This is a genomic window from Streptomyces sp. NEAU-YJ-81 (assembly GCF_017592595.1).
Taxonomy (GTDB): Bacteria; Actinomycetota; Actinomycetes; order Streptomycetales; family Streptomycetaceae; genus Streptomyces; species Streptomyces hygroscopicus_B.
In genome coordinates this window covers 1-18,956 of the sequence record NZ_JAGFNO010000056.1, presented here as the reverse complement: position 1 = coordinate 18,956, position 18,956 = coordinate 1, and the positions used below count along the sequence as shown (strand labels likewise).

The window sequence follows — 18,956 nt, the reverse complement described above, 5'->3', positions numbered from 1 at the left end:
GCTGTGCTGCTGCGGCGGTACAGCCTGCTGACGACCCGGTGGCCGGAATGGGCCCGGCTCGATTCCGATCAAGGCGCATATTCCCATTCGCACCCTGGAGTCAGCGGGAGTTGCCATGATTGCATTCAACGAGCACTAGACGAAGGGGGGCGTCTCATGGAAGCGGCAGACGGTGTGGCGTTAGCGGCAGTACAGATCCTGACGGCGATGGCGAGTGGTGCGGCCACGGCGGTGGGTGGTGGCACGGGTCAAGCGCTCAGTGACCTTATCCGTCGGCGACTGAGCTCGGAAGAGGGCCGAGCAGCCCTGGCGGGATTTGATGCCGATCCAACGGATTTAGCGGTGACACAAGAACTGCGGGGTGTAATCGGAGAGGTGCTCGCGGCTGACCTCGAGTTCGAAAGAGCGCTGACTCAACTGCTTTCGAATCCCTCCGCCACTCCGTCGGCGTACACCAACAGTGTCGTGATCGGAAGCGGCAAGGTTCGCAACAGTCAGATCTCTCTAGGACCACTTTCGATCTCGAACACGCGTAACAACAGGAACTCGCTGACCGTAGTGGCCGTCGTGCTGCTAGCGGTGTTGGCGCTCGCTCTCTATGGCGGTGTCCACCTCATCACGGGGCGTTCTCCGGGAAATACTGAGTCGGCACCGAAACCCACGAGGGCCCAGACGAAGCATGTTGTGACTCCTGAGGATCTTGTCTCGAAGATCCTCCCGGACCGTGATGTCTTGCCTCCGGGCTGGGAGGTTTCGGGTGGTCCGCACTTGAACGGCTACCTAGCGTGCTTTGACTGTGTGTCTGAGGCCGATCGGCGTAACGCCGGAGATGTTTTTTGGAATCTGCCCGGATCTCAGGATGCGAACTTCTTTGTGGACGCCTATACGAGTTCAGCTTCAGCAGAGGCCAACTATGCGAAGGCTTCGAAGTCGGGCGAAGTGATCCAGGTGAAGCCGGGAGCATACTTCTCCGACTCGTATATTGCAAAGGAAGATCGGAAGGTTATCTCGAAGGAAGAGGGTGGCTCGCCGGTCGTTGTAGCGTTTATTCGGATAGAGACGGTTCTGATAACGATACAGATGAATTCTGATTGGAAGAATCAAGAAGGTAATCTGACAGCCTTCGCCTACATGATGAGCGAGCGTGCGAAACAGGCGTTGGACGGCCAACCCGTGAGATCCGTGGTTCCCCAGCTTTCATGATCGCCATGGTTGCGATCTCTCGGTATCGGGCAGTGGTTCCCGCATCGCGTACTTGCCCTCGTGGCCCGTGGACCGTGGCCGAGGGGTGCCGGGCCTTCTGTGCGGAGAGCACAGGCTCGATCGACACCCACTGCTCGTCGAATGAGTCGCTCTTGTAGGGCTTGCGCTCACTCACCCCGCCACCCCAACACGGCCAAGCCGACCGACCTGCCCGGATTCCGCAGCCCACACGATCAGGCGACCTCAGAACGGATATTACGCCTCATAACGCCCTCTGAGAGGGTGTTCTTCCTCCCTGCTACGACCGATAGGACAGAGTCGGCGAATCAACTTCCTGATGGCAGGCGCGTTTTGTGTCGGTCATGTTCCTCACTGGCCTCTGGTGCGCTGTAGGAGAACTTGTATCCGGTGAAGTCGGCGATGTGGACGTATCCGATGCGCTGGTAGAGGGCGTTGCTGGTGGGGTTGGCCGGGTCGGTGAACAGGACGACGTCCGTCGCGCCCGCGGCCAGCGCGGCACGGCTCACCTCGACCGTCACGGCGCCCGCGTAGCCGCGGCCGCGGAGGTGAGCTGGGGTGTAGACGGGGTCCACCCGGATCATGCCGCCGACGATCGAGGTCGCGGCCGCCATGGAGACGGGAATGCCGTCCAGGGTCTCCCAGAGCGTGAAGTGCCTGTCGCCGAAGCGCGAGTCGGCCCAAGAGCCGGAATCGATCAAGTCGATGGAGGACTGCTCCCCGACATCGACGCAAAACTCACGGCACCAGCAGACGACTTGCTCGTGGTCCCTTTTACCTGCGACGCGACCACCGCCCTCTGGGCGTGGCTGCGGTGGGGTGAGCGTGCCGAGACGGTAAAGATGAGCCTGCCAGAAGGGCGCCGGTGCTGCGTCCGTGTGCCGCTGCCATGCATCCGCGAAAGCGGTGGCGGTGTCGTGGTCCGCGAGGACACCGGAAGGGGAGTGGCCGAGGCCGGCCAGGTGAGCGGCGAGGGTGCCGGCCTGCTCGGCAGGCAGTGGGGTGACCCACAGGTATCCGCGCGGAGTGCGGTAAAAGATGGCGCAGACCTCGCCTCGTGACTCTAGAAGGCCGAAGACGGTGGCTGCGGCACCGTGTGAATCCACCCCACGTGTTCGCAGTTTTTCGATGTCCGTCAACGGCGTGTTGTGCAGAGCGGGCCGGGAGCGCAGGAAGTCTCCGGCTCGGGCGAGGAAGTCGGCGCCGCCGTCGGTGAGTTGCCAGTCATCCGGGAGCATGTTTCATGATCCCGGATGTACTCGGCTCGGGGGAGCTCGTCCACTGGCTGGTTCCGCGGCCCGACACACTGTCGTGTCCGAGCCCGGTGTTGCTCGCCGTGATGAGATGTCCGGCAAAGCGGCGATGCGGAGTCCTTGACGGCGCGTTTGGGGCGGCTGAGGGGTCTGGCTGCGGTTCAGCGGCCGGTGCGGAGCTACCGCGTCATGGCAGGGAGCAGTGGCACCCCGTGGCGGGCCAGCCGATCCTGGCCGAGCGCCCAGTAGGTGGTCCGGCGGACCTGGACGCGCCATTCTCCGCCTGCCGGAAGGAGTTGGAAGTGCTCCAAGTCGTAGTGCTCGCCGTCGTCGTGCCAGTGCCAGAGCTGGAAGGTGATGGTTCGCTCCCCGCCGTCGGCGCGGTCGGTGATCCGGTGGACCTGCGGAGGCGTCGAAGCCGGGCGGTCGTGCGGCAGGTCGTCATTGGCTGGTTGATCGGGTTCGGTGGGGGCTGTTGTGGCGGTGCATCTCCCACCACCCCAGCGGCCTGCGGCTGGCAGCTCTGCAGGTCTGCCTGCTGCACGTCATGGGCACCCACCGTATCCGCCGCGTCATCAGCTTCCACAGCCGCATGGCCTGCGCCCGCCAGTTCAGCGGGACACTGTCCCGCACCGTCGTGGCAGCCGCCTCCACGACCTGCGTGCGCCGCCTGTGGGCCCGCGCCCTGTACAGCGAGCTGCCACCCCGTGTGCGCGCCCAGTACTCGGCCGAGCTCGAAGGCGTCCCCCTGCTGCGCCGCCGCTCAGGCCCCGCCGGCCACGTCGACGGGCCGTGCTGTCCAACGTCCGTATCCTGGGCGAAGGCGTCGGTGTGTCCGACGTGGACGCCGTTTTGTTCGCCGATCCCGAGCGCGGCGCCTCCGGCATCATCCAGGCCCTCGGCCGCGTCCTGCGCCCGCCCCTCCGGAGCGGGAAAGTTCGCCGTCCTGGTCATCCCCGTCTGCGTCGGCCCCCCGGCCAGAGCACCGAACACGCCATGCTCGGCTCGGAGTTCGCCGTCCTCTGGGAAGTCGTCGACGGGTTGCGTACCCACGACTCCCGCTACTGGCGTCGCCTGGGCGGCGGCGACACCACCTTCGGCCGCACCACCCCCCGGCCCTCCGCCGCTTGAACGCGCCGGGGAGGTCGCCACTGTCGCTGAACTGCGCTCCCAGCAGGTCGATACCGGATTGTGGGAGAGAGACTGTCTCGACGTCGTGCTGGGTCTGTTCGGCCTGGCGGCTCAACGCCTGCTGTGCGTTGGCCAGCTCGTCCCGTTCGGTCTGGACCTCGTGAAGTGCTCTTGGTCAACTGCTGGGCGGGAGTGTTGGGTTCATTCCTGCGGGTGGTGATCCACTGCCGCTTCTGTGTCCCCGCAGTCTCCCGCGTTGTCGTGGCGTGCCGGCCGCTTGATGGGGCGTTGGCGGGGGTCAGTGGTGGACGCGGCCGTACCTGGCATCGTATCGGAGCCGGACCTGCTCGGTGATGTACGCCGTGGTTATCGGCCGCCGACCGCCGTGAGCACCCGGGTCGTCACGCATATCAGAGCCGTGACCTGTGACTTTACGATGTACGCCATTGAGTGGGGGCGGTGTCGGCACCGAAGGCTGCGCTGCTGGCGTATGCCTGGGTCTGGGTGAGGACTTTCGGGACGTGCCGGTCGGCGTGGTTGTAGGTGTAGACGGCGTCGGGGGGCGTGGCGGTCGGGGGCGCCGGGGTCGCTCAGGTATGGGGCGGTGGTGTGGATGGCGTCGTGCGTGTTGTACGGCGAGGGGGGGAGTGGCTCCGTCTTTCGGTGGCGGATGCTGGGCGATGACGCTCTGGAAGGTGGGCGGCAGGAACTGCATGGGGCCGCGGGTTATCCAGGGGTTGACGCACGAGATGCTGGTCAAGGGCGCGTGACGGGTTGAGGAACGCTGGGCACGTGGGAGCAGGTACGGATCACGGCCTGGCGCGTCCCGTGACGTCGCTTGTGTTGATATGTGTGTGCATGGCGGCAGTTCGGGGTGCAAGCTACCGGGGTGAATATGGACGAGGTCGGCGCGCGGTTGGTGGGTCGGTTCGGCCCCGGGGCCGAGGGTTGGCTCGCTGGGGTTCCGGACCTCGCTGCGCGGCTGGCCGCGCGGTGGGGTTTCGTGCTCGGTGAGCTGTTCGGGAGTGGAGCCTCTTCTGTCGTCTTGCGCTGTCAGTGGTCTGACGGGACGCCGGCGGTTCTCAAACTCAGTCCGGATCGGGCGCTGTTGGCCAGGCAGGTGGAGATGCTGCGCGTGTTCGCGCCGTCGGGTCGGGTGCCGGCCGTATTGTCTGCCGACGCGGAGGCCGGGGCGATGGTGTTGGAGGAGGTCCTGCCCGGCACCGGGGCCGAGGACATGCCGCAGACGTCATTGCCGCAGCAGTGGGGAGAGTTGCTTGCCGCACTGCACGCCGTGGCCCCACCCGCGCACTGGCCACTGGATCTGCGCGGTCGGTGTGACGAGGCCTTCGTCCGGATCGGCCGGCGGCTGTCCGAGCCGGCCATCGGCGCACGGATTGACCAGGCCGTGTGGCAGCGGGCGATACGGCGCTGTGAGACGTTGCTGGACAGTCAGGCCAGGCTTGTGTTGCTGCACGGCGATCTGCACCTCGGCAACGTCCTGGACGGCGGCCCGTCGCGCGGTCTGGTCGCGATCGACCCCAAGGCATGCATAGGCGACCCGTGCTTCGACGCCGTCGACTACGTGGTGGCCGGCGCCGGACAAGAGGGTGTCGAGGCCCGTTGCCGGCGGGTGGCGACCGCGTGCGGGCTCGATGGGGACCGGTTGTATGCCTGGAGCCGGGTGATCGCACCAATGGCAGCCATCGCGCACCTCACCTATGACGGTCCAGAGCCGGTGATCGACGAACTACTCGCCCTGTCTTGCTGATCCCACGCGAGAGCCCTGACCGGCTGGGGCCGTGGCTCCTCGTGCCAGGGAGCGGGGATCCGTCTCCGCGGCCTGCCTCAGCACCGCACTGCGCCCGCCCGTTGGATGTCTGCGAGCTCGTAGAAGGTCGGCCGTTTGGGGTCGATAGACGGTCGACGGGGATCTGCACTCCGGCTCGTCGTAGTGCGGACCGGATGGTGCGGCCGACCATCATCAGCCGGTTGTGCCGTCCCTCCCACTGGCCCCAGGTGGCCAGGTCGGCGCCCACGAGGTGGTCGGCGATCTCCGCCAGAGTCAGCCACTCGGGGTCGCCATGCGCGGTGAAGGCGTCCAGGAGCTGGCGGACGATCTGCGGACTGCCATCAGCCTGTGCGGGTGCGGTGGATGGCGGGTGCCATAGGGGAAGGAATACACCGCCTTGGGAGGACGAGGTGGGGCGGCGCGCAGGCAATTCCACCGCCGGGACGGCGTCTTCCCACTCGATGGAGATGGGGCCGTCGTAGCCGATCGACGCGAGCGCCCGGAAGGCGTCTTCCCAGGGGATGTCGCCGTGTCCGGTCGAGACGAAGTCCCAACCCCGACGCGGGTCTCCCCATGTCAGATGCGAGCCGAGGATGCCCTGGCGGCCGCTGGCCTCGCGGATGCGGGTGGCCTTGCAGTCCACGTGGTAGATGCGGTCGGAGAAGTCGGTGATGAACGACACCACATCGATGCCCTGCCACGCCATGTGCGAGGGGTCCCAGTTGAACCCGAAGGTCTCGCGGCGGTCGATGGCCTCCAGAGTGCGCACGCTCGTCCAGTAGTCGTACGCGATCTCGCTGGGGTGCACCTCGTGGGCGAAGCGCACGCCCTCGGCGTCGAAGACGTCGAGGATGGGGTTCCACCGATTCGCGAAGTCCTCGTAGCCACGGTCGATGACCTCGCCGGGCACCGGCGGGAACATCGCGACGTACGGCCAGATCGACGATCCCGTGAAGCCGACGACGACATCGACACCGAGCTTGCGGGCCACGCGGGCGGCCCGCTTCATGTCCTCGGCGGCGCGCTGCCGCACACCCTCGGCGTCACCGTCGCCCCATACGTAGTCGCGCAGGATCGCCTAGTGGCGGAAGTCGATCGGGTCGTCGCACACGGCCTGGCCGGCCAGGTGGTTCGAGATCGCCCACACCTTCAAGCCATGGCGGTCGAGGATGTCGAGCCGGGATTGCGCGTACGCGTCGTCCTCGGCGGCGCGGGCGAGATCGAGGTGATCGCCGCTGGCGGCGATCACCAGGCCGTCGTAGCCCCACTCGGCGGCGCGGCGCGCCAGCTCCTCGAAGGGCATGTCGGCCCACTGGCCGGTGAAGAGGGTGACCGGGTGGCGGGACTGCTCTGTCACGACTTCTCCGTTTCCGCGGTGACCGCTGCGTCGGCGGCACCGATCTCGGACCAGCCGCCGGTGGCGGCGCTGTGCAGCAGTGCGTCGATGATTTCGATGGATCGCAGGCCGTCGCCGACCGTGGGAAGTCCGGTGCGCTGTTCGCCCCTGACGGCGGCGTAGGTGTCGGCGCAGAACGCCGCGAACGCGTCGGGCCATCCAGGGTGAGTTGGGAGAGCAGGCCGTCGGGAAGTTCGTCCGGGTCGGCCACGGATACGGTGGACTCGACGATGCTGACGGTGTCGTCGAGAGAGGCCCTGATCCGGGGGAGTTCGGCGGTCCGGGCCGGGTCGGAGGGGTAGCCGGTGTCGGCGAACGCCAGGGTGGTGCGGGGCAGGTCTTCGCCGGCCGCGCGAGGGCGGTCGATCAGAACGGCGCGGGTATTCGCGCACGCGGCGGGCCAGTCGGGCGTCGTGCCGTCGACGACCAGGAAGTCCGCGTCCGACGCCTTGGCGGCAGTACGGAAGCGGGCAGGCAGCCCGGCGATGGTGGGGGAGTGGCGGGCAGCGGTGACCGGGCCGTCGAAGGCGACGCTGATCAGGGGCGTGGTCATCCGTGGTCCTCCAGGAGAGCGGCGGCACCGTCGGCCAGATCCAGGGCGTAGACCATGTCCGCGATCGCGGTGGCGAGCCCGATCAGTGGCTCGGTGCGGCCGTCCACGACATCGGCGAGGTGCAGCCATTCGGCTTGGTATCCGTTGACGGGGAACTCCCACGTGTGGGTGCCGGCGCCATCGGTCGTCAGGGCGCAGGCCGCGGAACCGGCCAGGACGAACGACGGCGGATAGGCCACCCGAAGCCGGGTGTCGGGGGCCCATGCCTCGAAGGTCCAGTCGAGTTCCCAGGCATCAGGCACATCACGAATGCCGGTCCGCGCCCTCGGCAGGTGCTCTGTCCGCCCACCGCGGGTGAGGACGCCGGGAGGCGTTACGGATCAGGTCACCACGCGACGGGCAACTCGTGGCCCCGAAGGCGGCCATGCCGTGCCGGAACGTGACCTGTTCGAACGGCACGGCCAGGCGAAGGTTCGGCAGCCCGCGCGTCGTCACCGCTGCCCAGGGGAGGCTCAGAGCAGCGCCTCGGCGGTGATGGGCAGATCGCGCACCCGTCGGCCGGTGGCGTGGAAGACGGCGTTGGCGATGGCCGGTGCCACACCGACCAGGACGACCTCGCCGAGGCCCTTGACGCCGATGGGGTCGGCCTCGTCGTCCCTGCCGTCGACGTAGATCGCCTTCAGGTCGGGGACGTCGGCGTTGACCGGGACCAGGTAGTCGGCCAGGTTGGCGCCCACGATCCGGCCGTCACGGTGGTCGGTGACCGTGTGCTCCAGCAGCGCCATACCGATACCGCCGGTCATCGCGCCGATGGCCTGGCTGTCAGCCAGCTTGGGGCTGATGATCCGGCCCGCGTCGAAGACGCCGAGCATCCGCCGCACCCGCACCAGGCCCAGGCGGGCGTCCACACCGACCTCGGCGAACACCGCGCCGTAGGCGTACATCGAGGACCGGGACTGGCCCGGGGTCCAGGAGCCGAGCGCTTCCAGATGCGCGCGGTTGTTGCGGCCGAGGAGTTGCCGGTACGTCTCCCCGCGCGCGGGATCAGTCTTCACGTGCAGTCGGCCGCCTCGTACGACGATGTCGTCGGTGTCGGCGCCGTACAGCGGCGAGTCCTCGTCCTCGACGGCCAGTTCGATCGCCTGCTGCCGCAGTTTGTCGCAGCCGTCCTGGACGGTGGATCCGACGCTGGCCATGGTCAGCGAGCCGCCGTGGAGCGGGGCGGTGGGCAGGTTCGTGTCGCCGAGCCGGAAGGTCACGTTGCGGACCGCGAGACCGAGGGCGTCGGCGGCGATCTGGGTCATGGAGGTGTAGGTGCCGGGGCCCATGTCGCTGGTCGCGGACTCGACCAGGGCGGTGCCGTCGGCGTCCAGCCGTACCCGGGCCTGGCCCGGGGCCCGCAGGGTGTCGTAGAGCGCGGTCGCCATGCCGGTGCCGATCAGCCAGTCGCCGTCGCGGGTGGAGCGGGGCCGGGGGTTGCGGCGGTTCCAGCCGAACTCGCGGGCGCCGACGGTGTAGCACTCGCGTAGCCGCCGGGTGGCGAACGGCCGCCCGCTGGACTGGTCGTTCTCCGGTTCGTTACGCAGCCGCAGCTCGATGGGGTCGATGCCGAGCTCGTGAGCGAGTTCGTCCATCGCGCTCTCGATGGGGAAGGCGGCGGTGGAGTAGCCCGGGCCGCGCATCGGGGTCGGGGTGTTCACGTCCAGGGGCACCGCCCGGTGCGTCTGGGCGACGTTGGGGGTGGTGTAGAGCATCTGCCCGGGGGAGAGGACGCCGCGCTCGGCGAACGTCTCGTACCTGGAGGTCTCGGCGCGCAGGTCGTGGGTCATCGCGGTCAGGCGTCCGCGGCGGTCGCTGCCCAGGCGCACCTTGTACTCGTATGCCGGCCGGTAGCCCACTCCGAAGTAGAGCTGCCTGCGGGTGAGGACGAGCTTGACCGGGTGGCCCGTCTCGCGGGCGGCGAGGGCCGCGATGGTGATGTGCGGCCAGGCGCGTGCGGCGTTGCCGAACGCGCCGCCGACGAAGGGTGAGATGACGCGGATGGACTCGGCCGGAATGCCGAAATTGGCGGCGAGTTCGTCCCGCGGGCTCTGCACCCACTGGGTCTTGTCCCACAGCGTGAGCTTGTCACCATCCCATTGGGCGACGGTGGCGTGGAGCTCCATCGCGTTGTGATGGTTCCGGGCTGTCCGGTACGTCATCTCCAGCCGGACGGGGGCGTCGCGCAGGGCCGCCTCCGCGTCGCCGCGCGCGTAGGTCACCGGCTCGCCCGTCGCCGGGGCATCGGCCAGATCGGTGGCGGACCGCTCGGCGTCGTAGCCGATCCTCACCAGGGTCGCGGCGTGCTGGGCGGCCTCCAAGGTGGTGGCCACGACGACGGCGACCGGCTGGCCGTGGAAGTGGACCTGGTCGTCCTGGAAGACGCGCAGCCGCTCCCCTGGGAGGTTGAGCGATCCCGGGTTGTCGCGGTAGGGCAGTTTGGGGGCGTTGCGGTGGTGGATCACCTTCAGCACACCGGCCTGGGCTTCGGCGGCGCGGGTGTCGATGCCGGTGATCCGGCCTCGGGCGACGCTGCTGTCGACCACGACGGCGTGCACGACGCCCTCGGGCTCATGGTCGGCGGCGTACTTCGCCTGCCCTGTCACCTTCAGGCGCCCGTCCACGCGGGAGAGGGGTGCGCCGACGGCTGCCTGCGGTTGGGGGCTCATGCCATGTCTCCTACGATGCGCAGCTGGCGTTCGACGGTCCGCTTGAGCAGCTCGACCTTGAACCGGTTGTGCTGCAGCGGCCTGGCCCCGTCCACGGCCGACGTGGCCGCCCGGGCCCAGAGTCGTTCCGAGGGGCGTTCGCCGATGAGGACTCGCTCAACGGCGGGCAGCTTCCACGGCACCGTTCCCACGCCGCCGGCGGCGACCTTGGCTTCGCGGATCACGCCGCCGCGGACGTGCAGGGCGACCGCGGCGGAGGTGAGGGCGAACTCGTAGGACTGGCGGTCCCGTACCTTCAGGTAGCCGGACTTCAGCGGACGCGGGTAGGCCGGGATCTCCACGGCGGTAATCAACTCGCCCTTCTTCAGAGCCTGTTCGCGATCAGGGGTGCGGCCGGGCCGGAGCAGGAAGTCGGAGAAGGGGACGGTGCGCTCCCCGTCCGGGCCGAGTAGAGATACGCCTGCCTCCAGCGCGGCGAAGGCGACGGCCACGTCGGAAGGATGGGTGGCCACGCAGTCCTCGGAGGTGCCCAGGATCGCGTGGGTGCGGTTGTAACCCTCCCGCGCGGCACAACCGGAGGCGGGCTCGCGCTTATTGCAGGCGGCCGTCACGTCACGGAAGTAGGGGCAGCGGGTGCGCTGCATGATGTTGCCGCCGAGGGTGGCCATGTTGCGCAGCTGGGCGGACGCGCTCAGCTCCAGCGCCTGGGAGATGACCGGATATGTGGTGCGCACCTTGCGGTCGGCGGCGGCCTCGGCCATGGTCACCAGCGCGCCGATGCGCAGGCCGCCGCGTTCGGTGACGGTGACCTCGCGCAGCGGCAGGTCGCTGATGTCGACCAGCGTGTCGGGGCGTTCGACGGTCTCGCGCATCAGGTCGACCAGGGTGGTGCCACCGGCGATGTAACGGCCGCCGCGCCGACCGGCCTCAAGAGCCTCATGCGTGCTGGGCGCCTTGGTGAAGGAGAAGGGATACATCGGCACTCACTTCCGGCCCGAGGCCTGCTCGACCGCGCGCACGATCTTCACGTAACACCCGCAGCGGCAGATGTTGCCGCTCATCCACTCCCGGATCTCCTCCTTGGAGCCGGTGTGGCCCTCCTGTGCGCAGCCGACGGCCGACATGATCTGGCCCGGCGTGCAGTAGCCGCACTGGAATGCGTCCTGGTCGATGAACGCCTGCTGCAGCGGGTGGAGTTCGTCGCCCTTGGCCAGGCCCTCGACGGTGGTGACCTCGGCGCTCTCCAGGCGAACCGCCAGGGTGAGGCAGGAGTTGACCCGCCGCCCGTCGACCAACACCGTGCAGGCCCCGCAGGCACCGGCGTTACAACCCTTCTTCGAGCCGGTCAGGCCGAGGTGCTCGCGCAGCAGGTCCAGCAGTGATGTCCGGTTGTCCACGGTGACGGTGTGCCGCCGGCCGTTGACGGCCAAGGTGAGGCGGCTGCTGGGCGATGCCTCGGCGGCAGCGGCCTGCTCGGCGCCGAGCAGCGAAGGACCTGCGATCAGCCCGCCCGCCGCGATCACGCCGCCGGCCACGGAGGTTGTGGCGATGAAGGTACGACGCGATGGTGCGGACGGGGGCTGGGTGGGGGGAGACGCGGCTGACCCGGAGGTTTCGGCAGACATATTCACTCTCTCGGCACGGGGAAAGTTGGGGGACTTGCTGATCGGTGTGGGCCCACGACGGAGGGTCACCCTTGCCCCTCATGGCATGTCGGCTTCCGCCCAGCCTGGCGGGCCAACTGGCCGTGTGACAGGTCGTGTTGTTCCGGGGCACGGCCAGCCAGGGTGTGACAGGGCCCCCTCTCCCACCTGTTTCACAGGGCGTGGCGCTGCCAGACTGGGCCGTTTGGGAGACGCGGGTCAGTCCCGGAGAAGGCCGATGCGCCGCAGCCACGTTCGGACTTCGGTATCGGCTTCCCGGACTTTCTCGCCGCGCACCGCGAGTCCTTCCCCGATGGTCGCGCCCCGGCAGGACGCCGCGTAGTCGCGTTCGGTGGTGCCCAATCCGCTCATCGCGTACGTCGTGACCGGATAGACCGTCTTGCCGCGGAAGTCGTACCTCTCGCTGAAGGTCGACATGATCATGGGTGCTCTGACGTTCCAGATGGGGCTGGCCAGAAGTACCGCGTCGTAACGGCCGAGCGAGGACGGGGGGTTGGCGACGGCCGGCCGCGCGTCGGAATTCTGTTCGCGGACGTTGCGCGCGACCGTCGCGTCGTAGTCGTCGGGGTAGGGGGCGACGCCTTCGATGCGGTGCACGTCGCACTCGATGCGCTCGCCGATCATCCGGGCGAGTGCTTCGGTGTTCCCGATCTTGAGATTGGTGCGCCCGCCGTAGTAGTAATTCTCACCCGGCCGGGAGAAGTAGGCCAGCAGGACCCGCTTCCCGGGTGAGGTCGCCGAGGCAGGTCGCTCAGCGGATTGCGGCGCGTCCCCACGTGTCGGGGATGTGGAACAACCGGCGATCTGAACACCGGTCATGATGGTGGCTCCTCCCAGAAGTGCGCCACGAAGGAGCGCGCGTCGCCCCGGCGCGGCGGGTGCGCCTTTCCCTGCGCCGAGTCCGCCCGCCGTCATCCGCCGGTCCCGCGAAGGGCGCGTACGGCGTCTGCTGCCGGTCGCGCCGACCAGGAGCACATCGATGATGTTCTGTTTCTGGGACATGGCCAAACCGTGGTCCTTGGGAGTTCTGGTGTCCGTGCTGTCGCCGTCTGCCGGTCAGCCGTTCAGACGCCGCGCGCTGAGCCAGCTGACCATCTCCGGGGCGTGGTGGTCGAAGAACAGCGTCGACCCGATGTCCATAGTGGCGATGGCCGCCATCTGGTCGTCGGTGAGCTCGAAGTCGAAGACGTCGATGTTCTCCGCCATGCGGTCGGGGCGCACCGACTTGGGGATCGCGACAACGCCGCGCTGGGCCAGCCAGCGGAGCACGACCTGCGCCACGGACTTGCCGTGCTTCTCGCCGATCTCGCTCAGGACCGGGTGAGCGAAGATATTGTTCTTGCCTTCGGCGAAGCCGCCCCACGACTGGATCTGGACCCCGTGCTCGCGCATGAGCTCCTGGTCGGCGGTGCGCTGGAAGAACGGGTGGGTCTCGATCTGGTTGACCGCGGGCTTGACCTCGTTGTTGATGACGAGGTCGAGGAGCCTGTCGGGGTAGAAGTTGGACACGCCGATCGCCTTGACGCGCCCCTCGCGGTGGAGGTCCTCCATGGCGCGCCACTGGCCGTACACGTCGCCGTAGGGCTGGTGCATCAGGTACAGGTCGAGGTAGTCCAGGCCGAGCTTGTTCAGCGAGGCATCGAAGGCGCGCTTGGTGTTCTCCTGGGCCGGCGCGTCCTGGACCCACAGCTTGGTGGTGACGAACAGCTCCTCCCGCGGGAGGCCGCTGTTCTTGATGGCGCGGCCGACGGCCTCCTCATTGAGGTAGGCGGCGGCGGTGTCGAGGAGCCGGTAGCCGGCCGCGAGGGCGTCAGTGACGGCCTGCTCGGTCTCCTCCGGCGGGATCTGGTACACGCCGAAACCGAGGATCGGCATCTTGACGCCGTTGTTGAGGGTGACGGTTTGCATGGGATCTTCCTTCTGTTTGGGACGGGATGGGGCGGGTGACAGGTCAGCGTTCGAGCAGACGTGGGCCCGCGTCGGTGACGGTGGCCGGAAGCCGATGGGGCACTTGAGCCCGCAAAAGCACGGTGGCTATGACGCTCACCGCCACGGTCGCCGCGGCGATCAGCAGACTGGTGTGCAGACCGGAGACGAATCCGGACCGGTCGGCGACCAGCGCGCCGAAGACCGCTACGGCCAGTGCGCCCCCGAGCTGGCGGGCGGCGTTCAGCACACCACTGGCGACGCCGGCGCGCTCGGCGGGCACCTTCTCCAGGAGCAGCGCCGTCAGGGCGGTCACGGCCATCGCGCCACCGGCGCCGATGGGCACCATCAGCAGCACCGACAACCACGCCGGCGAGTCGGTGGGGACCGCCACCATCGCCAGCAGGCCCGCGGCCATCAGGAGCTGGCCGCTGATCACGGGCATCCGCGCACCGAACCGGGTGGCCAGGCGGGCGGCGACGGGGCTCATGAAGGAGGTGAGCACGGTCATCGGCAGGAAGGCCATGCCGGTGGCGAGCGCGCTCAGCCCGTGCACCTGCTGGAGGTACAGCCCCAGCAGGAAGATCATCCCGTAGAAGCCGACGTTCAGGGCGAACCCGATGGCGACCGAGAGCGCCACCGTGCGGGAGCGCAGCAGGGGCAGCGGCGTCATCGGATGCCGCCCACGAGCCTGCGCCGCGCCGAAGACGATGGCCGCCACGACCGCCACCGCGAAGGCGACCAGGACCGGCGCGGTGCCGAACCCGTCGGCACCGGCCTCGATGACCGCGTATGTCAGCGCGCCCATGGTGGCGACGGCGGCCACCTGGCCGGTCCAGTCGAAGGGCACCTCCTGGCGTGGAGAGGGCTGGGCGCGCTTGAGGAGCACCAGGGCCACCGCGCCGACGGGCAGGTTGACGAAGAAGATCATCCGCCAGTCGATGAGGGTGAGCAGCCCGCCGGCCACGGGCCCGGCAGCGGCGCCGACTGAGCCGCCCACGCCCCACAGGGCGATCGCCTTCGCTCGGGCGGCCGGGTCGGGGAAGGTCTCGCGCAGCAGGGCGAGGGAGGATGGAACGACGACCGCGGCCCCGGCTCCCTGCACCAGCCGCGCCGCCACCAGAATGCCCAGATTCGGTGCCATCGCGCAGACCGCGGACGCTGCCACGAACAGGCCCAGGCCGCAGGCGAACGCTTGGCGGGCCCCGATGCGGTCGCTGATCGCGCCGGCGGACAGCAGGAACGCGGCGAAGGCGAGGGTGTACCCGTCGACCACCCACTGCAGCCCGGTCATCCCACTGCCGAAGCCGCGTCCGATCGAGGGCAGGGCCACATTCACGATCATCGCGTCGACCATGATCGTGAAGAAGCCGAGCAGTACAGCGGCCAGCGCCGGACGCGCGCCGGACTTACTCTGCGGCGGCGAACCGGCCGCGCCGAGGTGGAGCGACGCGGGCGAGGCGGACGTGGACAAGGGAGGATCTCCTGCATGGGGAAGGCCGGGCTGACAGAAATCGAGCCTCGCGCCTTTTCGGCCCCGATGGCAGGCCGGGCCATGCCGGGGAGCGACGTTCAGGGGTGTGACAGGGCCCCCCACACGCCTGCCACGCAGGTCAGCGCGGTGTGACACTGTCGATATGGCATCCGAGCAGAGCACCAGCAGGAACGCCGACATGGAACTGGGCCGGTTTCTGCGCGCGCGACGCACCCAGACCAGCCCCGACCGGGTCGGCCTCACCGTAGGTGCCGGCCTGCGCCGCACCCCCGGCCTGCGCCGCGAGGAGCTGGCCACGCTCGCCGGAATCAGCATCGACTACTACGTCCGCCTGGAGCGCGGCAAGGAGACCCGCCCGAGTCCCTCCGTGCTCGACGCCCTCTCCCGTGCCCTGCACCTTGACGACGCCGAGCACCAGCACCTGCGCGAGCTCGCCGCCCGGGCCGCCCGCTACACCCCCGAACCTCCGCCACCGCCGAGCCGAACCGTGCGCCCGCACCTGAAGCTGATCCTGGAGACGCTACGGCCGAACCCCGCCTACGTCGTCAGCCGAAGCATGGACGTCCTCGCCTGGAACCCCGGCGGCCTCGCCCTGTACGCGGGCCTCGCCGACTGGCCCGCCACACAGCGCAACCTCGCCCGCTACCTCTTTCTCCACCCCACCGCGCGCACCCTCTTCCCCGACTGGGACAACCAGGTCCGGGGCTGTGTCGCCCGGCTGCGCACCCTGGCCGGCACCGATCCGGACGCCCCTGACCTCACCAATCTTATGGGTGAACTCCTGCTCAAAAGCCCGGACTTCGCCAAGCTGTGGGAGCGTTACGACGTCATCGGGCGCAAGAGCGTTCAGAAGACCTTCCACCACCCCCAGGTCGGCGTCCTCACGCTCAGTGGTCAGGGCATGCACGTCGAAGGCACCCCGGGCCAACGCCTCGGCGTCTACACCGCCGAGCCCGGTACCCCCGACCACGACGCCATGCTGCTGCTCGACATCGCCGCACCTCATCCCGCCAAGCGCCCGGACACGAAGCCCGAACAGCAACGGCGCGGACAGTCCTGACCAGCGCCGTGGACTGGCGCTCACGGTGTGGGGTCAGGGGGAGGACGACGTGGTCTCGTCCTGGGGCGAGGCCGGTTTGTGCGGGATCGACTGGGAGCCGAGCATGTCGAGGAGGACGAGGGTGTCGTGCTCGGTGGTGCCGGGCTCGGCGTAGTACGTGACGAGCCGGTGGCCGGGGGTGTCTTCCAGTTCCATCGCCTGGTAGCCGAGGGTGAGGTCGCCCACCTCGGGGTGGTGGAAGGTCTTACGGCCGTGGGCGCTGCCTTTGACGTCGTAGTGCTCCCACAGTCGGGCGAACTCCGGGCTCTTGAGCAGCAGTTCACCGGCGAGCCGGGTCAGGTCCGGGGCGTCGGGGTCGGTTCCGGCCAGGGTGCGCAGCCGGGCGACACAGCCCCGGACCTGGTTGTCCCAGTCGTGGAACAGGTCGCGGGCGGTGGGATGAAGGAAGACGTAGCGGGCGATGTTGCGCTGTCTGGTCGGCCACTCATCGATCCCGGCGAGGAGTCTGAGCCCGCTGGGGTTGGCGGCGAGCAGGTCGTTGGTGCGGCTGATCACGTGTGCGGGGTTCGGCCGCAGGCTTTCCAGCAGCAGCTTCACACCCGGCCGTATGGTCCGGCTGGGCGGCGTCGGAGGTTCCGGTGCGGTGCGGGCGGCGAGGGCGGCCAGGCTGCGCAGATGCTCGTACTCGTCCTCCTCCAGGCACAGGGCCCGGGCCAGGGAGTCGACGACGGACGAGCTGGGCCTGGTCTCCTTGCCGCGCTCCAGGCGGGTGTAGTAGTCGACGCTGATGCCGGCGAGAGTGGCAAGTTCCTCACGGCGCAGCCCGGGCGTGCGGCGCAGCCCGGAGCCAACCGTGAGACCGGCCTCGGCGGGGCTGATCCGAGCCCGGCGGGCGCGCAGAAAGCGGCCCAGCTCGGTGCCCCCGCTGGTGGGCTGCTCACGTGTCATGCCTTCGAGTGTGCGGGCGCCGATGACCTGCGCGGTAGGCGTGTGGGGGGGCCTGTCATTCCCCGGAACGCGGTTCCCCGGGCACAGCGCGGTCTGACGCGTGGCGCGCCAACGGACCCCGAGTCGGCGTTCTCGGCCAGGGCTGCATGGGAATGTCGTACGGCTACGACATGGCGGCCCACGGGACGAGGAGACTTCCGCCTCGGCCATCCGCAAGTCGATCGACGCGAGCCTGCGCCGACTCGGCACCGACCACGTCGACCCCGAGGTGCCCATCGAGGAGTCCTGGGGCGCGCTCGCCGAGATGGTGACTGCGGGCAAGGCCCGGCATATCGACGTGTCCGAGTCGACGGTGGACCACATCAAGCGTGCTCAGGCCGTGCACCCGGTGACATCCGTGCAGTCGGAGTTGTCGCTGTAGACCAGGGAGTGGAAGGACGAGGTGCTGCCGTACTGCAGGGAGCAGGGCATCGCCTTCCTGCCCTACTCTCCGCTCGGTACCTGGCGGTTGTTTCACCGTGATAGCAAGGCGGCACCCCGCCCGCGATCGGGCCGGGCGGGGCTGAGGGGTGTGGTGTGCTCTGTCGCTTACGGTTTAGGGCACTAAGTACCCTACTTCAGGGAACTTAGTTCCGTCTCTGTTCTTCCCGTCACATTCCCTCGAGCCGCTGGATGATCTGCCACCTCGGGGTGTTGCTCTTCGTGACCAGGACGAGGGTCTCGCCGGTATCGCTCCAGGTGCGATGGACGAGGTCGAGTGCCTGGTCCACGCCTGCGGCCGCGTCGCCGCGGGCTCCGGAGCGCAGCCAGGCGCGCAGTCCGAAGTTGTGCGCGGCGACGACGCTCGCGGCGACCGTGTATGCCCGGACGTCGCCGTCCGACAGTGTGGCGAACCGGCGTGTGAGGTAGGCCGCGAGGGCGCGCTCGTAGCGCCGCACCACGGACGTTTCGTAGGCATTGAGCGCTGCGACCTTACGGGTGAGCGCGTACCGCTTCACCGAGAACTCGGCGTTCTCCGCGTACATGCGCATGACGAGCCGGGCGGCGCCGCAGGCGCGACCGACCGGGTCGGGGTCCTGGGCGCCGTCTTCCAGGTAGCGAACCATGTCGGCAAGGGCTCGTTCGTGATCGGGGAAGACGACTTCCTCCTTGGTGGGGAAGTACCTGAAGAACGAGCGGCGCCCCACGCCGGCGCGGCGCACGATGTCGTCAATGGTCGTGCTGTCGTAGCCGCGTTCGGTGAAGAGTTCGAAAGCGGCCGACACGAGGAGGTCTCTGATGGGGACCTTCTCCTGGTCGTCTGTGGCTGCGGGGCCGCTCTCCCCGCTCCGTCCTGCTCCGTCGTGTTGATCGTTCATGGCCACGAAACTACCGACTCCCTTTTGGCGTGGCACTCCACATGCATAATGAGGGTACTGAGTGCCATGTCTTAGGAGAATCTGTGTCGGACTTCGACCTATATCGCCCGTCCGAGGAGCACGACATGCTCCGTGACGCCGTCCGCTCTCTCGCCGAGGCGAAGATAGCCCCCTTCGCGGCAGAGGTCGACGAGGGGGCCCGCTTCCCCCAGGAGGCGCTCGACGCCCTGGTCGCGAACGATCTGCACGCGGTGCACGTCCCCGAGTCCTACGGCGGCTCCGGCGCGGACGCGCTGGCCACCGTGATCGTCATCGAGGAGGTCGCCCGGGTCTGCGCCTCGTCCTCCCTGATCCCCGCGGTCAACAAGCTGGGGTCGCTGCCGGTCATCCTCTCCGCCTCCGAGGAGCTGAAGAAGAAGTACCTGGCCCCGCTCGCCAAGGGCGACGCGAT

General features: G+C 68.7%; 15 protein-coding genes and 3 pseudogenes. 6 read left to right on the top strand and 12 right to left on the bottom strand.

Annotated features, from left to right (window positions below; translation table 11 throughout):
- Positions 1-156 precede the first annotated feature (156 nt).
- A complete protein-coding gene (locus tag J5X86_RS47860; protein ID WP_208522888.1) occupies positions 157-1,203 on the top strand; it encodes a hypothetical protein in 1,047 nt (348 codons plus the stop codon).
- A 326-nt stretch (positions 1,204-1,529) separates the two neighbouring features.
- On the opposite strand, the gene J5X86_RS47855 is transcribed toward J5X86_RS47860, so the two are convergent.
- Both J5X86_RS47855 and J5X86_RS51655 read right to left on the bottom strand, forming a co-directional pair.
- Complete coding sequence (locus J5X86_RS47855; RefSeq protein ID WP_208522887.1) at positions 1,530-2,459, bottom strand: GNAT family N-acetyltransferase; 930 nt, start codon at positions 2,457-2,459, stop codon at positions 1,530-1,532.
- A gap of 236 nt (positions 2,460-2,695) precedes the next feature.
- Positions 2,696-2,917: pseudogene (locus J5X86_RS51655) on the bottom strand (class I SAM-dependent methyltransferase); the annotation flags it as partial.
- Positions 2,918-3,305: 388 nt separating this feature from the next.
- Between J5X86_RS51655 and J5X86_RS47850 the strand changes: the two are divergent.
- Together J5X86_RS47850 and J5X86_RS47845 are read left to right on the top strand one after the other, a co-directional pair.
- On the top strand, positions 3,306-3,605 hold the full coding sequence (locus tag J5X86_RS47850) for a hypothetical protein (protein ID WP_208522886.1): 300 nt from the start codon (positions 3,306-3,308) through the stop codon (positions 3,603-3,605).
- 895 nt (positions 3,606-4,500) lie between these two features.
- Positions 4,501-5,376, top strand: coding sequence for an aminoglycoside phosphotransferase family protein (locus J5X86_RS47845; RefSeq protein WP_208522899.1), 876 nt, complete (start codon positions 4,501-4,503; stop codon positions 5,374-5,376).
- A 466-nt stretch (positions 5,377-5,842) separates the two neighbouring features.
- Here J5X86_RS47845 and J5X86_RS51650 read toward each other — a convergent pair.
- The 8 genes and pseudogenes from J5X86_RS51650 to J5X86_RS47805 form a co-directional block, all read right to left on the bottom strand.
- Positions 5,843-6,700 (bottom strand): annotated as a pseudogene (locus tag J5X86_RS51650) (sugar phosphate isomerase/epimerase family protein); the annotation flags it as partial.
- A gap of 642 nt (positions 6,701-7,342) precedes the next feature.
- The gene (locus J5X86_RS47835) at positions 7,343-7,648 is read right to left on the bottom strand and encodes a hypothetical protein (RefSeq protein ID WP_208522885.1); all 306 of its coding nucleotides are present in this window, start codon (positions 7,646-7,648) and stop codon (positions 7,343-7,345) included.
- A 210-nt stretch (positions 7,649-7,858) separates the two neighbouring features.
- The gene (locus tag J5X86_RS47830) at positions 7,859-10,054 is read right to left on the bottom strand and encodes a xanthine dehydrogenase family protein molybdopterin-binding subunit (protein WP_208522884.1); all 2,196 of its coding nucleotides are present in this window, start codon (positions 10,052-10,054) and stop codon (positions 7,859-7,861) included.
- Positions 10,051-11,031, bottom strand: a complete 981-nt coding sequence (locus J5X86_RS47825; RefSeq protein WP_208522883.1) for a xanthine dehydrogenase family protein subunit M — start codon at positions 11,029-11,031, stop codon at positions 10,051-10,053. The genes J5X86_RS47830 and J5X86_RS47825 overlap by 4 nt, the downstream gene beginning before the upstream one ends.
- Before the next feature lie 6 nt (positions 11,032-11,037).
- Positions 11,038-11,679, bottom strand: a complete 642-nt coding sequence (locus tag J5X86_RS47820; protein WP_208522882.1) for a (2Fe-2S)-binding protein — start codon at positions 11,677-11,679, stop codon at positions 11,038-11,040.
- Between the two features lie 237 nt (positions 11,680-11,916).
- A complete protein-coding gene (locus tag J5X86_RS47815) occupies positions 11,917-12,720 on the bottom strand; it encodes a flavodoxin (RefSeq protein ID WP_243983250.1) in 804 nt (267 codons plus the stop codon).
- Positions 12,721-12,774: 54 nt separating this feature from the next.
- The gene (locus J5X86_RS47810) at positions 12,775-13,626 is read right to left on the bottom strand and encodes an aldo/keto reductase (RefSeq protein ID WP_208522881.1); all 852 of its coding nucleotides are present in this window, start codon (positions 13,624-13,626) and stop codon (positions 12,775-12,777) included.
- 43 nt (positions 13,627-13,669) lie between these two features.
- Positions 13,670-15,118, bottom strand: a complete 1,449-nt coding sequence (locus J5X86_RS47805; protein ID WP_243983248.1) for an MFS transporter — start codon at positions 15,116-15,118, stop codon at positions 13,670-13,672.
- A 163-nt stretch (positions 15,119-15,281) separates the two neighbouring features.
- Between J5X86_RS47805 and J5X86_RS47800 the strand changes: the two genes are divergently transcribed.
- Positions 15,282-16,199, top strand: a complete 918-nt coding sequence (locus tag J5X86_RS47800) for a helix-turn-helix transcriptional regulator (protein WP_208522879.1) — start codon at positions 15,282-15,284, stop codon at positions 16,197-16,199.
- Between the two features lie 33 nt (positions 16,200-16,232).
- On the opposite strand, the gene J5X86_RS47795 is transcribed toward J5X86_RS47800, so the two are convergent.
- A complete protein-coding gene (locus tag J5X86_RS47795) occupies positions 16,233-17,147 on the bottom strand; it encodes a helix-turn-helix transcriptional regulator (protein WP_208522878.1) in 915 nt (304 codons plus the stop codon).
- Positions 17,148-17,334: 187 nt separating this feature from the next.
- Here J5X86_RS47795 and J5X86_RS47790 point away from each other — a divergent pair.
- Positions 17,335-17,646: pseudogene (locus tag J5X86_RS47790) on the top strand (aldo/keto reductase); the annotation flags it as partial.
- A 151-nt stretch (positions 17,647-17,797) separates the two neighbouring features.
- Here J5X86_RS47790 and J5X86_RS47785 read toward each other — a convergent pair.
- Positions 17,798-18,505, bottom strand: a complete 708-nt coding sequence (locus tag J5X86_RS47785; RefSeq protein ID WP_208522877.1) for a TetR family transcriptional regulator — start codon at positions 18,503-18,505, stop codon at positions 17,798-17,800.
- 41 nt (positions 18,506-18,546) lie between these two features.
- Between J5X86_RS47785 and J5X86_RS47780 the strand changes: the two genes are divergently transcribed.
- Positions 18,547-18,956, top strand: a 410-nt coding sequence (locus tag J5X86_RS47780) for an acyl-CoA dehydrogenase family protein (RefSeq protein WP_208522876.1), incomplete at its 3' end; no start/stop codon positions are given.

Coding starts and splice junctions, on each gene's coding strand:
- J5X86_RS47820 (WP_208522882.1), bottom strand. CDS start 11,679: ATGTCTGCCGAAACCTCCGGGTCAGCCGCGTCTCCCCCCACCCAGCCC.
- J5X86_RS47845 (WP_208522899.1), top strand. CDS start 4,501: ATGGACGAGGTCGGCGCGCGGTTGGTGGGTCGGTTCGGCCCCGGGGCC.
- J5X86_RS47860 (WP_208522888.1), top strand. CDS start 157: ATGGAAGCGGCAGACGGTGTGGCGTTAGCGGCAGTACAGATCCTGACG.
- J5X86_RS47800 (WP_208522879.1), top strand. CDS start 15,282: ATGGCATCCGAGCAGAGCACCAGCAGGAACGCCGACATGGAACTGGGC.
- J5X86_RS47795 (WP_208522878.1), bottom strand. CDS start 17,147: ATGACACGTGAGCAGCCCACCAGCGGGGGCACCGAGCTGGGCCGCTTT.
- J5X86_RS47815 (WP_243983250.1), bottom strand. CDS start 12,720: ATGTCCCAGAAACAGAACATCATCGATGTGCTCCTGGTCGGCGCGACC.
- J5X86_RS47810 (WP_208522881.1), bottom strand. CDS start 13,626: ATGCAAACCGTCACCCTCAACAACGGCGTCAAGATGCCGATCCTCGGT.
- J5X86_RS47825 (WP_208522883.1), bottom strand. CDS start 11,031: ATGTATCCCTTCTCCTTCACCAAGGCGCCCAGCACGCATGAGGCTCTT.
- J5X86_RS47830 (WP_208522884.1), bottom strand. CDS start 10,054: ATGAGCCCCCAACCGCAGGCAGCCGTCGGCGCACCCCTCTCCCGCGTG.
- J5X86_RS47785 (WP_208522877.1), bottom strand. CDS start 18,505: ATGAACGATCAACACGACGGAGCAGGACGGAGCGGGGAGAGCGGCCCC.
- J5X86_RS47855 (WP_208522887.1), bottom strand. CDS start 2,459: ATGCTCCCGGATGACTGGCAACTCACCGACGGCGGCGCCGACTTCCTC.